This window comes from Streptomyces sp. NPDC040589 (genome assembly GCF_055594445.1).
Genome location: NZ_JBVIWP010000009.1, coordinates 173,670 through 187,074, shown reverse-complemented (window position 1 = coordinate 187,074; position 13,405 = coordinate 173,670). Strand labels below are relative to the sequence as shown.

Genomic DNA, 13,405 nt, shown 5'->3' with positions numbered 1-13,405 from the left:
ACACGTCTCATGTTCGCAACTGTCCGACACGTGAGTGAAGTACGGCGTTCACAATCGCCTGGCCGTGCCGCGACGCGATCAATACCGCCGTGTCGGCACACCGGTTTGTCAGACGGGCAGGGTGAACGGAGGGTGCGCCCCGTTGAGGAAATAGTCCCCGACATCCCGGAGCCGGTGAGTGACGGGCTCGTACAGGGTGTGGGTCCGGGCATTGCGCCAGAAGCGGTCGAAGCCCAGCCGTGCGGACGCGGAGCGCACGCCGATGATGTCGAGGGCGCGGGCGGTGGTCTCCTGCGCGGCCTTGGACGTGCTGCACGGACGGTCGTGGTCGGGCGCGGGCACCGTCGCCCGGGTCGACGTCAGCACCGACGGCGGGGCGAACTGGCGGCCCGCCCGCCTGCGCGACCGCCCCCGCAGCGGTACCTGGACCCGCTGGTCCCTCGACTGGCTGCCCGACGCACCCGGCGCCACCCACCTGCCGCCCGCGCCACGGACACGGCCGGCCGTGCCCAGCCGGACATCGCGGTGCCCAACACACGGGGCTACTGTTCGACGCGGTGGTGCGGCATCCGGTCAGCGTGGTGTGACGGACGGCCGTCCTGGGCAAAGCAGCCTGCCCTGACCACATTTTGACCTGCTGTCAGGTGCCCTGCTCGTCTGCCGACGTATGACTGACGGGGTGGCCTTCCGTCGCCGCAGGACGCGTTTCACTTCGCGGTGTGCCCGCGGACCGTGTCGCGGAATGCGATCGGGGTCTGGCCGGTGCGGTGGTGGAAGTACTTGCTGAAGTGGGTCGCGCTGGAGAAGCCGAGGCGGTCGGCGATGCGGGCGGCGCTCTGGTTGCTGTGGGCCAGAAGGCGCTTGGCCTCCAGGACGACGCGGCGGTCGATGAACTCCTTGGCGCCCAGGCCGGCGGCGGTGAGTGTGGCGCGGGAGAGGGAGCGGGTCGAGTAGCCGAGCGATTCGGCGTAGTCCTCCACCCGGCGGGTGCGCGCGAAGTCCTTTTCCACGGCATCGCGGAAGCGCAGGTAGGTGGCGTCGGGTTCGGGCGCGGGGCTGCCGGCGGGTGCGGTGAGGTGCGCCAGCCGCAGGACGAGGACCGCGAGCAGGTGGCGCAGGGCTGCGGTGTGGATCTCAAGGGGCAGGTGTCCGAGGGCGTGGAACTCGGTGGCGAGGTGGTCGGCGGCCAGCCGCAGGGCCGCTTCGTCGTCGGGCAGCGGGCGGCGCAGGATCGGGGCGTGCGGGTCTTCTGTGTGAGCGCCGTGCGTGGTGACGGGGTCGAGGAAGTCCTGGCGGAACAGGATCAGGGTGCCGTCGGCGTTGGCGAGGTTGCCCCACTGCTGGACCTGCCCGGGGCGTACCCAGAGCCAGGAGCCGGGGTCGAGGGCGTAGGCGGTGAAGTCGACCGTGTGCCGCAGGGTCCCGCCGGTGAGGGTGATCAGGTGGTGGAAGTCCGGGCGCTGGGGAAGTACGAGCCGCTCGGCGGGGACCCGCTGGCGCAGGTCGGCGAGAGACAGCACCTCCACGCCGGCGGGCGTGCCGGCGGGCGCGGCGAAGGGGATCTCTGGGATGCCGCGATCGGCGTCGTGTCGCTTTCTGACCATAGCGAGTCGCCAGCGTATCCGATCCGACCTGTTCAGCACCCATAGCGTGAAGGTGTCGCCGCGTTCGAAGTCGAGCCGGTGTCGGAAAGCAGTAAGGGAGGTGGAGTGTCTTGCCTTCGGTGGAGTTCGCCTTGGGTGGGCCGGCCGGGCGACCACACCTTCCAAGCCCTCGCCTCGCAAGGAGAACCGCCATGAGCAACGCCAAGAACACCGTCCTGACCGCAGCCGCCGAGCTGTTCGGACAGAAGGACCCGAGCGGGGTGGACCGCTGGGTCGCCGCCGACTACCGCCAGCACAGCGCCTTGGCCGCCGACGGCCCCGAGGCCCTGCGCCGGCTGGTCGCCGGCCTGCCGGAGGGCTTCCGATACGAGGGCGCCCGTGTGATCGCCGACGGCGACCTGGTCGCCCTGCACGGCACGTACCACGGATTCGGCCCCGACCCGCTGGTCGCCTTCGACATCTTCCGCGTCGACGCCGACGGCAAGCTCGCCGAGCACTGGGACGCCCTGACCCCGCTGGTCAAGGACACCGCCTCCGGCCGCTCCCAGACCGACGGCCCCACCGAGCCCGCCGACCTGGACAGGACCGAGGCGAACCGCGCCCTGGTGGAGGAGTTCGCCGAGAAGGTCCTCAAGGGCGCCGACTACTCCGTACTGACCGACTACATCTCGACCGAGACCTATCACCAGCACAACCCGGAAGCGGCCGACGGCCTCGACGGCTTCGGCGCCGCCGCCGCGAAGTGGGCCGAGCAGGGCAAGAACCTCGTCTACAAGACCGTCCACAAGGTCATCGCCGAGGGCGACTTCGTCCTGCTCCAGTCCGAGGGCGAGTTCGGCGTTCCCGCCGCCTACTACGACCTCTTCCGCGTCCAGGGCGGAAGGATCGTCGGGCACTGGGACGTCGTCGTCCCCGTGCCCGCCGAACTCCCGCACTCCAACGGCCTGTTCTGACACCGGACCGGTACCGGGAAGGGAAACGCGATGAGTGAGCTCACCCACGCCGGGAAGACCTTCGTCTTCCGTGTCGACAACGGGGTCGTCTTCCGCAACACCTACGCAGCCGACGGCACCACCCTGCACCACGAGACCCTGGAAGGCCCCGGCAAGGGCGCTGAGGAGACCGTCACCCTCCACACCGCCGAGGTGGCCCCCGGCCTGTTCATGCTCGGCTGGGTCGAGACGTCCGGCATGACGATCACTCATCTCATGGACCTCAACAGGCACACCGTCCACGCCTTCTGGACCTATGAGGCAGGCGACGGCCGCGTCGCCGAACTCCACACCGGAACCCTCGAACCCGTCTGAAGCCGCTGACCACGCCGCCGTGCCCCACGGGTCAACAGGTGAGGGCACCACGGCGTGCCGTGCGCCGGACGAATCCCCCACGACTCCCCTACGACCCGTCACGTGCCCCACCGCCGGAGGACAACCGTGTACGCGACCGCACTGCCGATCGCCGCCTACCGCGCCGCCGTCGCCTTGGACGAGCCGTTCCGGCCCGCCATCGGCCATGATCCGGGCCAGCGGTCCGCCGACCTCACCGGTCGGTCCCTGCCCGTCCCCGTCGGCGCCGACCGGCTGCTCGACGTACTCACCGCGCCGCACCCGGCGCTCGACCCTACGGTGGCACCATGAGCGACCCCGAGAAGAACAAGGCCACGGCCCAAGCGTTCTACGACCTGATGTTCAACCAGTGCCGCCCGGCCGAGGCCATCGACCGGTTCGTCGGCGACACCTACATCCAGCACAACCCGCACGTCGCCGACGGCAAGCAGGCGTTCATCGCCTACTTCGAACGGATGGCCGCCGAGTATCCCGGCAAGCGCGTCGAATTGCAGCGGGCCTTCGCCGAAGGCGACCACGTCATCCTGCACTGCCACCAGATCTGGCCCGACGAGGAGTACGCGGGCATCGACATCTTCCGTTTCGACGCGGGCGGCAAGATCGTCGAACACTGGGACGTCCTCCAGGTCATCCCGCCCACCTCCAAGAACGACAACACCATGTTCTAGCGCCACCGCTAGCGGGGCGGACGCGTTCGACCTGTCGGACATTGTTCGAAACCTATTGACGCTGCCCTGGGCGTCGGCTGAGACTCTCGCAACACACTCGTCACCCGCGTGTAACGGCAGGCCCACGGCAAGGACTTGCCGTCGCCTCGTCGGTTCCTCGTTTCCGCGTTCTGCCTTGCCCGTCATCAGCCATGCCTCAGCAGGGAACCTCGACATGACGCACGTCGCACGATGCGCACGACCTCACAGCCGCGCGAGACGTTGGGCGGTCCATCTCGCCGGACTGACCGCCGCGTCGATGCTGCTCACCCTCGCCGGACCCGCCGCTCCCGCGCAAGCGGAACCGGCGGCCCCGGCGGCCGAAGCCGCGGACATCACCGACGGCCTGGCCCTGTGGTACAAGCTCGACGCACGCTCCGGCGGCACCACGACCGACGCCTCCGGCCACGGCCGCGACGGCACGGTCAGCGGCACCGCCGACTGGTCGGCATCCGGTCAGGGGCTCGCCTTCAACGGGTCCGACACCTACATCAAGGTGCCGGACGACGTCATGAAGGGCATGGACTCGATCACCGTCTCGATGGACGTACTGATCGACTCCGCCCAGAGCACGCCCTACTTCCTCTACGGCTTCGGCAACACCAGCGCGGGCACCGGCAACGGCTACCTGTTCACCACCGGCAACTCCTTCCGCACCTCCGTCGCGACGGGCAACTGGTCGACCGAGCAGACCACCAAGCCGTCCGACTCCCACAACCTGACCCGCGGGGTGTGGAAGCACATCACCTACGCCCAGACCGGCTCCACGGGCGTGCTCTACGAGGACGGCGTCGAGGTCGGCCGCAACACCTCGGTCACCACCACACCCGGCGCCATCGGCTCCGGCACCACCAAGGCCAACTACATCGGCAAGTCCGTCTACGACGGCGACAAGCTCTTCAAGGGCCGGATACGCGACTTCCGTGTGTACGACCGGGCACTGGACGGCTCGGAGGTCGAGCAGCTCTCCCTCCCCGTCGCCACACAGGGCGTCGCCGACGACAAGGACGCCCTCAGCCTCGGTGACACCAGCGGCGTCACCTCCGACCTGGACCTGCCGAAGGTCGGCCCGGCCGGCGGCTCCTCCATCAGCTGGGACAGCGACAACCCGTCCGTGGTGTCCGACACCGGCCGGGTGACCCGTCCCGAGGCCGGCTCACCGGACGGCCACGCCACGCTCACGGCGACCCTGAAGAAGGGCACCGTGACCGGCACCAAGACCTTCGACATCGCGGTCCGGCCCGCGCTCGACGACGACGCCGCCACCCGCGAGGCCGCCGATGCGCTCACGGTCCACAACCTCGACGACGTCCGAGGCAACCTCACCCTGCCCAAGAACGGCAAGTACGGCACGGCCGTCACCTGGTCCTCCGCGAAGCCGGACGTCCTCTCCGCGGGCGGCGAGGTCCACCGCCCCGCGCACGGCGACGGCACCACCACCGTCGAGCTGACCGCGACCGTCACCAAGGGCGAGGCGAAGGCCACCCGCGTCATGACGGCCAAGGTGCCCGAACTCCCCGCCGAGGCGGCCCTCAAGGGCTACATGTTCAGCTACTTCACCGGCGAGGGCACCTCGGACGGCGAACAGCTCTACGCAGCCCTCAGCAAGGGCAACGACCCGCTGCACTGGCGCGAACTGAACGACGGCAAGCCGGTCCTCACCTCCACGCTCGGCGAGAAGGGCCTGCGCGACCCGTTCATCATCCGCTCCCCGGAGGGCGACAAGTTCTACCAGATCGCCACCGACCTCAGGATCTACGGCAACGGCGACTGGGACGCCTCCCAGCGCACCGGCAGCAAGTCCATCATGGTCTGGGAGTCCACCGACCTGGTGCACTGGACCAACCAGCGCCTGGTCAAGGTCTCACCCGACAGCGCGGGCAACACCTGGGCGCCGGAGGCGTTCTACGACGCCGAGCGCGGCGAGTACGTCGTGTTCTGGGCGTCGAAGCTGTACGACAACGCCGACCACTCCGGCGACACGTACAACCGCATGATGTACGCCACCACCCGTGACTTCTACACCTTCAGCGAACCCAAGGTCTGGATCGACCGGGGCTACTCGGTCATCGACTCCACGATGATCCGGCACGACGGCACGTACTACCGCCTGTCCAAGGACGAGCGGAACAACAGCTCCTCGACCCCCAACAGCAAGTTCATCTTCGAGGAGAAGAGCGACTCGATCCTGACCCCGTCCTGGACCGCCGTCGCCGAGGGCATCGGCAAGGGCGCGATGAACGCCGCCGAGGGGCCGCTGGTGTTCAAGTCCAACACCGAGGAGAAGTGGTACGCGTTCCTCGACGAGTTCGGCGGCCGCGGCTACATCCCCTTCGAGACGACAGACCTGGACTCCGGCACCTGGACCCCCTCCACCGGCTACGACCTGCCCGCCAAGCCCCGCCACGGCACCGTGCTCCCGGTCACCCAGGCCGAGTACGACCGGCTGCTGCGCGCCTACCAGCCCGACCAGGTCGTGAAGAGCATCGAGGACGTGTCGGTGAAGACGCGGGTCGGCTCCGCCCCGGTCCTGCCGGCCACGGTCGTCGCCGAGTACGCCGACGGCGCCAAGCGGCCCGTCTCCGTCGACTGGGCGGACGTACCGGCGTCGTCGTACGCGCGGCCCGGCACCTTCACGGTGACCGGCAGCCTGCCGAACGGCGCCGCTATCCCGGTCCGGGCCCAGGTCACCGTGTCGGAGCAGGGATCCGACATCCCGGCCGATCTGCTCCTGCACTACGGCTTCGACGAGACGAGCGGCAGCATCGCCCGTGACTCCAGCGGGCACGGCTACCACGGCACCTACGCCCGCACACCCGGCTTCGGCACCGGTGTCGAGGGCGGCTCGTTCAAGATGTCCGGCGACTCCGACTCGCCGTACGTGAAGATCCCGAACGGTGTGCTGAAGAACGCCGACAGCGTTACGGTGTCGACGTACGCCAAGTGGAAGGGCGGCAGCGGCTTCCAGTGGCTGTTCGGGCTCGGGCCCGACAGCGACAAGTACCTGTTCGCCACTCCGTCCAACGGCGGCTCCAGCCTCTACTCGGCCATCACGAAGGCGAGTTGGTCGGCGGAGTCGAAGCTGACGGCCGGCTCGCAGCTCACGCCCGGACAGTGGCGGCACGTCACGGTGACCCTGGACGGCGCCACCGGCACGATGGTCCTCTACGCCGACGGCGTCGAGGCGGCCCGCACGACGACCACCATCAAACCGTCCGAGCTGTACGACGCGGCCAAGGACTACAGCGGCTACATCGGCCGCTCCCTGTACGCGGCCGACCCCTACTTCGGCGGCGAGGTCGACGACTTCCGCATCTACGACCGTGCCCTCACCGGCGCCGAGGTCATGGAACTCAGCGGCAACACCACGGGCATCGCCAAGGCGACGCACCCGCGGCTCAAGGTCGACGCGCTTATCGACAACGAGGGTGGCACGATCACCCTGCCGATGAAGACGGGCACCGACCTCACCGCGCTGGCACCGGAGTTCACGCTTGCCGAGGGCGCGACGATCAGCCCCGCCTCCGGCAGCGTGCGGGACTTCACCAAGCCCGTGACGTACGAGGTCACCGGGTCGGACGGCAAGAAGCGCACCTGGAAGGTCTCGGCGCTGATCATGAAGACCCCGGTCCTGCCGGGTCTGAACGCCGACCCGAGCATCGTGCGCTTCGGTGACACCTTCTACATCTACCCGACGACCGACGGCTTCGAGGGCTGGAGCGGCACGCAGTTCAAGGCCTACTCCTCCACGGACCTGGTCCACTGGAAGGACCACGGCGTCATCCTCGACCTGGGGCCGGACGTCAGCTGGGCGGACAGCCGGGCCTGGGCGCCGGCGATGACGGAGAAGGACGGGAAGTACTACTTCTACTTCTGCGCCGACGCCAACATCGGCGTCGCGGTGTCCGACTCGCCCACCGGACCGTTCAAGGACGCCCTGGGCAAGCCGCTGCTGAAGGCCGGTGACTTCCGCGGCCAGATGATCGACCCGGCGGTCTTCACCGACGACGACGGCAAGCAGTACCTCTACTGGGGCAACGGCCGCGCCTACGTCGTCCCGCTCGGCGACGACATGACCTCCATCGACACCTCGAAGGTCACGGACATCACCCCGAGCGGCTACAACGAGGGCACCTTCGTCATCAAGCGCAAGGGCACCTACTACTTCATGTGGTCGGAGAACGACACCCGGGACGAGAACTACCGCGTCGCCTACGCGACCGGCCCCTCGCCCACCGGCCCCTGGACCAAGCAGGGCGTGATCCTGGAGAAGGACCTCTCCCTGGGCATCAGGGGCCCGGGCCACCACTCCGTCGTGCACGTCCCGAACACCGACGACTGGTACATCGCCTACCACCGCTTCGCCATCCCCGGCGGTGACGGCACCCACCGCGAAACAACCATCGACAAGCTGGAGTTCGACTCCGACGGCTTGATCAAGAAGGTCGTCCCGACCCTCGGCGGCATCGACCCGGTCACCGTCGTCCACGCCGGGCCGGACGCCGGCGGCACCGAGGGTGAGGCGATCACGCTCGCCGGCACCGTCTCCGGGGCCGGCACCCCCAAGTGGACCGTGCGGGACGGCGCCCCGTGTACCGTCAAGGACCCCGCAGCAGCCCGCACGACCCTCACCTGCACCGACGACGGCACCTTCCAGGTCACCCTGACCGGCGGACGCGGCACCGACACCGCGACCGTCAAGGTCTCCAACGCCGCCCCGACGATCACCTCCGCCAAGGGCCCCGGCTCGCCCCTCCCGGTGGGCAGGGCCGCCGTCGTCACCGCGTCCTTCGATGACCCGGGCACAGCCGACAGCCACACCTGCACGGTCGACTGGAAGGACGGCAGCCGGCCGACGACCGGCACGGCCACGGCCTCCGGCTGCCGCGCCGCACACGTCTACGACGACGCGGGCATCCACCGCCCGGTCGTCACGGTCACCGACGATGACAAGGGCACGGACACCACCACCCTCGCGGAGCTGATCGTCTACGACCGTGCCGCCGGGCCCGCCGCCGGCGCCGGAACGATCACCTCGCCGACGGGTGCCTACCCGTCCAAGCCGGGGCTGACCGGAAAGGCGGCGTTCACCCTGGGCGCCCACTACCGAAAGGGAGCCACTGTCCCCACCGGGAAGGCCACGCTCGTCTTCGGCTCCGCCCGGCTCGCCTTCCGCTCGACCGGCTCCGACTGGCTCGTGGTGAACGGTTCCCAGGCCGTCTACCAGGGCACCGGCACGGTGGGCGGCAAGAGCGGCTACTCCTTCAGAGTCACCGCCACCGACGACCCGGACACCTTCCGCATCAAGATCTGGAAGAAGTCCACCGGCGATGTCCTCTACGACAACAAGACCGGTGCCAGGATGAAGGGCATCGTCACCATCGGAAATCACCGGCGATAGCTCCGTCTTCAAAGATCACCGGCCGGTGGGTTCATGGCGGCTTGATGGCACGCCATGAACCCACCGGCCGCGCGGGCGGTCCATTCCTCCGCGCCAGTTCTGCTGGCTGGTGCGGGCAACTCGCAGGGCCGGCGGGCAGACACCGGCCACAGCACGACCTGGCGGGCGCGGATGCCCGGGTAGTCATCAACTGCGGTTGGAAGACAGCGGATTGCGCCAGTCGGCAGCGTGTAGTGTCCCGTTGCGTGCTGGCTGAACGACGACACCAACTCATCCTGCGGGCCCTGCGTTCCGGCGGCACGACTTCCGTGGCCGAACTCGCCGATCGGCTTGACTCCAGTGCGGCGACCATCCGCCGTGACCTCCTCGAACTGGAGGCAGATCGGTGACAAGGTGATGCTCCTGGCCGACCAGAGCAAGCTTCCGGGAACCGGCATGGTGAAGATCTGCGGGCCCGAGGACCTGGACGCGCTTGTCACCAACGCACCAGAAGACGAGAGACCTGTATGACCTTGCGCGAGGCCGGCGTGGTCATCGTCCGCACACATCCGTGGGCTCCCCCACATCCGTCCGGAACCACGGCCTGCGAAGAGCGAGGATCCCCGCCATGCGATACGCACGACATGTCAAAGGGGCCCTGACCGTCATCGCCGCCACCGCGGCCTGCCACACCCTCATGTCCGCCGGCTACGCGTGGGCCCGCGACAGCGCGGCCGCAAGCGGGGACACGCTGTTCTCCGGCGCCTTCGAGTTCCTCCTCACTACGGCCGCTTCCTGGGCTCTGATGCCTCTTCTGCTGTGGGCCGGCATGCGTGTGATGGGGGAGGCCGGCAACACCCTGCTGATGGTCGTCGGCGGGCTGGTCTGGGCAGGGGTCTCCGGGTACTTCACCGACGACATCGACCGCGCGGGCGGCCACATACCGACCCTGGCCCTGGCTGCGTACGTTCTTCTCGGTACGGGGCTGGCCGGGGCCGGCCCGAGCGATCGCAACTGAGTCTCCCCGTGATGACCGGCGGCATCCGGCGACTGCCGTTCGCCTTGCGGGTACGGCATGGGCGGAGACCCATGCGCATTGCCTGGCACAACGTCCCTGAGACGTCGTCTGACCGCCCGGACACTGACCGAGTCGATCGCGCACCGGGACCAATCCAGCTCGCCTTACCACGCCCGTGCCAGAGCAACGAGCCATGGCCCCCAAGGCACCGTTCCCCCAGGTGCCGACCGCCCGCTGATCTTCTGCCCTGTGCCGGGGCGGCTGGGCAGGGGGAGCGACGATGAGCATGTACTTCGACATAGGTGACAAGACGCTGTGGAGCCCCTCGAACGGTGCCGGCCGCCTCTTCGTACGGCAGGTCGAGGTCTTCGAGGCGGAGCTCAAGCTGCCCTCGGGAATCGGTCACGAACAATGGGGCGACCCGGACACACTCGAGGTCGATCCCGCCGCGTACGCGGAGTTCGCACGCGGCTTGGTCGCCTGGCACTGGCGGACGGGACACTCCGTGATCCTCACACCCCCGAGGGGTTCGTGGCGACGGCGGTCGCGCTTGCGCGGCGCGCCGGAATCGAGGTGGAGATGCCATATCCAGGGCTCGGCCATGTCTCCGGTGGCGTCCAGCCCGACGTGCAGGTTCCCAGCAACCCTCGGACCGCGTCAGCCGCTGTCTTCACCGCGTTGGACACCCGGGCGCGAGAGATGGACCGCTGGATGTCCCGCTGAGACGGTGCGCCCAGGGCCACCCCTCGCCGACCCGACAGCCTGGACCGGCTTGCGGTTCGCTTGTCGGGGTGTTCCTTGGGGTGTCCCCGCACGGCACCGGCCTGGATTTCGATCCGCTCCAGCCGTAACCGGGGGAGTTCAGCAGAGAGCGGTGACGTTGCCGCAGTAGATCCAGCCGTAGACGGTCTTGGGATGGCCGTTGCCGAACGTGTACTCGACGTAGTACCAGAGGTTGTTGCTGTCGTTGTAAGCGCTGTGGTTCCAGTACACCGTGTCGCCTGCGTTCGTCCGCTGCACGACGGCGCACGTAGCCGCGTAGCACTTCCTGATCGGGGCTGCGCTCAGCGTGGTGGTCGGAGTCCACGCGGCAGCAGAAACCTCGCCGGTGCCCGAGTTGCTCTTGTCAGCTGCCGCGGGCGTGGCCGCAAGGCCGGTGGCGAGTGCCGCGGTGGCTGCCGCGAGTGCGAGCGTGCCTCGGATTCGCATGAGTTTCCTCCCTCGTCGGTGGTCCGAGCGTGAGGTGGGGCGGGCGGAGGGGCAAGAGGTTCGGGTGTCCGGAGGTGTCCGGGACAGCCGCAGGCCGCTGACCTGCGATGTCCGGGTGGTGTCCGGACCCGGTATGTCCCACCCCCTGCGACAGCCGCTCGAACCTGCGGCCCGCGGCGAAGTGCGGGATTCGGGGGGCCGACTCGCCAAAGCCCAGTTCAAGCCCCCGATGGAGAGCGCCGAAGCGCGGCAGGACGCCTCCTGCTCGGTTCGGATCGATCCCGTTCGCACCCCTGCCCACTCCACTGCACATTCCTTTGGAAAATCTGGTGCTTGGTCATCTCTGCAGGTCAGAGGCATGATGATCAGGTCCAGGTCAGCAAATGGTCAGCAAGAGGGATGACTGAGTACTGCACCGCTGACCCTCGGTCCGTCGCTGACACCCCAAGGGGCGGATCTGCTCTTGTTCGGAAGGTTTCATTCGTGGCACGCCAGCTCGCCCGCGGCATGGGTTCATTTTTCAAGGACTGAGCCTTTTCCATCCTCACGTTGAGGCGTAGTGAAGGACGAGGACGGCCTTCACGAAGTCGGTGCTCCGGTTGGTGCCGCAGCGGAGCTTCCGCAGGAGGCGCCAGCCCTTCAAGACGGCCATGGCCTGCTCGCCGACGCCCCGGATCTTGGCGTGGCTGTTGTTGCGCCGTCGCTTCCAGCGCTTGAGCCGACGGCCCCGGAAGGGGACTCGGATGTGCCGTCCGGCGCCTTGGTACGCCTTGTCCGCCCAGCACTTCAGTGCCGCGGCGGCGAGTGCGTCGACGATCCCGCGCTAGCGGGCAGCGGTCAGGTCTTGGGGGGAGCCGGGCAGGGCCGGGGAAGCCCACAGCAGTCGGCCGAATGTGAGGACCTGAACGTTCATGCCGTGCCGTTTGTGTTTGCCCGAGTAGTACGGGGTTTCGACGGTGATCTTGTCGATCGGCAGCAGTGTGCCGTCCAGGATGACGCACGCCTTGGCTGTGGCGGTCTTCATGGCCTCGGCCAGGGTCGGGGCGGGGGCGGCCAGGACCTCGATGGCCTCACGCCGGGCCGCGCCCGCGACCTGACCGGTCGCTTCGGGATGCCCAACTGCCCAGTGCCGTCAAAGCGGTGGCGCGCCGACAGAAGCAGAATGTAACCTCCTCTCCAATCCAGAGAAGAGGAGTCGCCGTGGCGACGCGGGTTGACTTTAATTTCGGTGACGACGGAAGCCAGGAGAGCGTCGTGATCTCCTCCGACCAGCTCGCCCGAGTGGTGCGCGCCGCACTGCAAGACAAGGTGCTGCTGTCGGAGCAGGCCGCGCCTCATGACCTGTGGCGGGACATCGAAGCCGTGACCAGACTGCTGGAGGGCCTGGAGGATTGGCGGGAGAGGGCCATCGTGGCGGTCGACGAAAGCGGCACCGTGGACCGGAGCGCCCTCGGCATCGCCGCGGGCATGGGCGCGGCAAAGCTGTACGACCTGCTGGAACGGCACGGCCGGCCACGCAATCAGACACGGCTGACCCAGGTGGAGGTGCTGGAGAGCCGGGTGACCGGCGAGGACGGAGAGTGGGACCCGGCCCGCGTCGTCGCCACCATGAACAGCTACGGCTGGGAGACCGACGACAAGCGGGCCCGCGCACTGCTGCGGGCGCTGACCGAGCAGGAGGTGCTGGAAAAGATTCCGAACCGAGGCGGACGCGCCGTCTACCAGGTCGTCAGCCCTCGGGACTGGCTGTACTGCCTGGACCCGGAGCGCGACACGATCGAGAACGGCCCCTCCACCCCAGCGCGGGTCGCGAGGCTGGCGCGCGAAGACTCCGGTCCGACCGAGTGGTGGCTCGGGAAGCCGCTGAAGCGGATGAGGGACGGCGACCGGCTGTGGATCTACTTCGGCGGGGTCGAAGGAAAGATCGCGGCGATGGCGCATGTGAAGTCGTCGCCGCGACCGGCGCCGATCGGTTCGCAAAAGCCGTACGAGTTCGACGCCGAACTGGACCTGAAGGCGACCACGGCTCTGTCCAAGTCGCCGGTACGGCTTGAGGAGATGGATCAGAGGCACCCGCAGGCATGCGGGGAGATGCGGGCGGCGGACGTGAAGCTGGCCGAAGCGCGTGCCAACCTCTGACC

The 13,405-nt window shown here is 68.5% G+C and carries 12 protein-coding genes and 3 pseudogenes; 11 read left to right on the top strand and 4 right to left on the bottom strand.

What is annotated here, in order from left to right:
- Positions 1–108: 108 nt before the first annotated feature.
- Positions 109–312 (bottom strand): annotated as a pseudogene (locus ACZ58V_RS32635) (acyl-CoA dehydrogenase family protein); the annotation flags it as partial.
- Here ACZ58V_RS32635 and ACZ58V_RS32630 point away from each other — a divergent pair.
- Entirely contained in the window at positions 263–622 is a 360-nt protein-coding gene (locus ACZ58V_RS32630) for a hypothetical protein (protein ID WP_471294566.1), read from the top strand. The pseudogene ACZ58V_RS32635 and the gene ACZ58V_RS32630 overlap by 50 nt on opposite strands.
- 85 nt (positions 623–707) lie before the next feature.
- Here ACZ58V_RS32630 and ACZ58V_RS32625 read toward each other — a convergent pair whose 3' ends face one another.
- Positions 708–1,604: a helix-turn-helix transcriptional regulator gene (locus tag ACZ58V_RS32625; RefSeq protein ID WP_471294564.1), complete on the bottom strand. Its 897-nt coding sequence runs from the start codon at positions 1,602–1,604 to the stop codon at positions 708–710.
- A 191-nt stretch (positions 1,605–1,795) separates the two neighbouring features.
- Here ACZ58V_RS32625 and ACZ58V_RS32620 point away from each other — a divergent pair, with 191 nt between their 5' ends.
- The 9 genes and pseudogenes from ACZ58V_RS32620 to ACZ58V_RS32580 all read left to right on the top strand — a co-directional run bounded on the left by ACZ58V_RS32620 (position 1,796) and on the right by ACZ58V_RS32580 (position 10,947).
- Entirely contained in the window at positions 1,796–2,557 is a 762-nt protein-coding gene (locus tag ACZ58V_RS32620; protein WP_468195694.1) for a nuclear transport factor 2 family protein, read from the top strand.
- Between the two features lie 30 nt (positions 2,558–2,587).
- Positions 2,588–2,911, top strand: coding sequence for a MoaF-related domain-containing protein (locus ACZ58V_RS32615; RefSeq protein WP_471294562.1), 324 nt, complete (start codon positions 2,588–2,590; stop codon positions 2,909–2,911).
- A gap of 126 nt (positions 2,912–3,037) precedes the next feature.
- Positions 3,038–3,241, top strand: a complete 204-nt coding sequence (locus tag ACZ58V_RS32610; protein WP_468195690.1) for a hypothetical protein — start codon at positions 3,038–3,040, stop codon at positions 3,239–3,241.
- Complete coding sequence (locus ACZ58V_RS32605; protein WP_471294559.1) at positions 3,238–3,618, top strand: nuclear transport factor 2 family protein; 381 nt, start codon at positions 3,238–3,240, stop codon at positions 3,616–3,618. Before ACZ58V_RS32610 ends, ACZ58V_RS32605 begins: the two co-directional genes overlap by 4 nt.
- Before the next feature lie 214 nt (positions 3,619–3,832).
- Complete coding sequence (locus ACZ58V_RS32600; protein WP_471294557.1) at positions 3,833–9,058, top strand: family 43 glycosylhydrolase; 5,226 nt, start codon at positions 3,833–3,835, stop codon at positions 9,056–9,058.
- A gap of 245 nt (positions 9,059–9,303) precedes the next feature.
- A pseudogene (locus tag ACZ58V_RS32595) lies at positions 9,304–9,441 on the top strand (DeoR family transcriptional regulator); the annotation flags it as partial.
- The gene (locus tag ACZ58V_RS32590) at positions 9,416–9,568 is read left to right on the top strand and encodes a hypothetical protein (RefSeq protein WP_471294792.1); all 153 of its coding nucleotides are present in this window, start codon (positions 9,416–9,418) and stop codon (positions 9,566–9,568) included. The pseudogene ACZ58V_RS32595 and the gene ACZ58V_RS32590, both read left to right, overlap by 26 nt.
- Positions 9,569–9,665: 97 nt before the next feature.
- Positions 9,666–10,055, top strand: a complete 390-nt coding sequence (locus ACZ58V_RS32585; protein WP_468195682.1) for a hypothetical protein — start codon at positions 9,666–9,668, stop codon at positions 10,053–10,055.
- Positions 10,056–10,335: 280 nt separating this feature from the next.
- On the top strand, positions 10,336–10,947 hold the full coding sequence (locus ACZ58V_RS32580; protein ID WP_471294555.1) for a DUF6086 family protein: 612 nt from the start codon (positions 10,336–10,338) through the stop codon (positions 10,945–10,947).
- Here ACZ58V_RS32580 and ACZ58V_RS32575 read toward each other — a convergent pair.
- Positions 10,917–11,264, bottom strand: coding sequence for a hypothetical protein (locus tag ACZ58V_RS32575; protein ID WP_471294553.1), 348 nt, complete (start codon positions 11,262–11,264; stop codon positions 10,917–10,919). The two genes, ACZ58V_RS32580 and ACZ58V_RS32575, sit on opposite strands and share 31 nt — an antisense overlap.
- A 544-nt stretch (positions 11,265–11,808) precedes the next feature.
- Positions 11,809–12,336: pseudogene (locus ACZ58V_RS32570) on the bottom strand (transposase family protein); the annotation flags it as partial.
- A 128-nt stretch (positions 12,337–12,464) separates the two neighbouring features.
- On the opposite strand from ACZ58V_RS32570, the gene ACZ58V_RS32565 reads away from it, so the two are divergent.
- Positions 12,465–13,403 carry a hypothetical protein gene (locus ACZ58V_RS32565; RefSeq protein WP_468195678.1) on the top strand — a complete coding sequence of 313 codons (939 nt, stop codon included), beginning with the start codon at positions 12,465–12,467 and terminating at the stop codon, positions 13,401–13,403.
- The last annotated feature ends 2 nt before the right edge of the window (positions 13,404–13,405 follow it).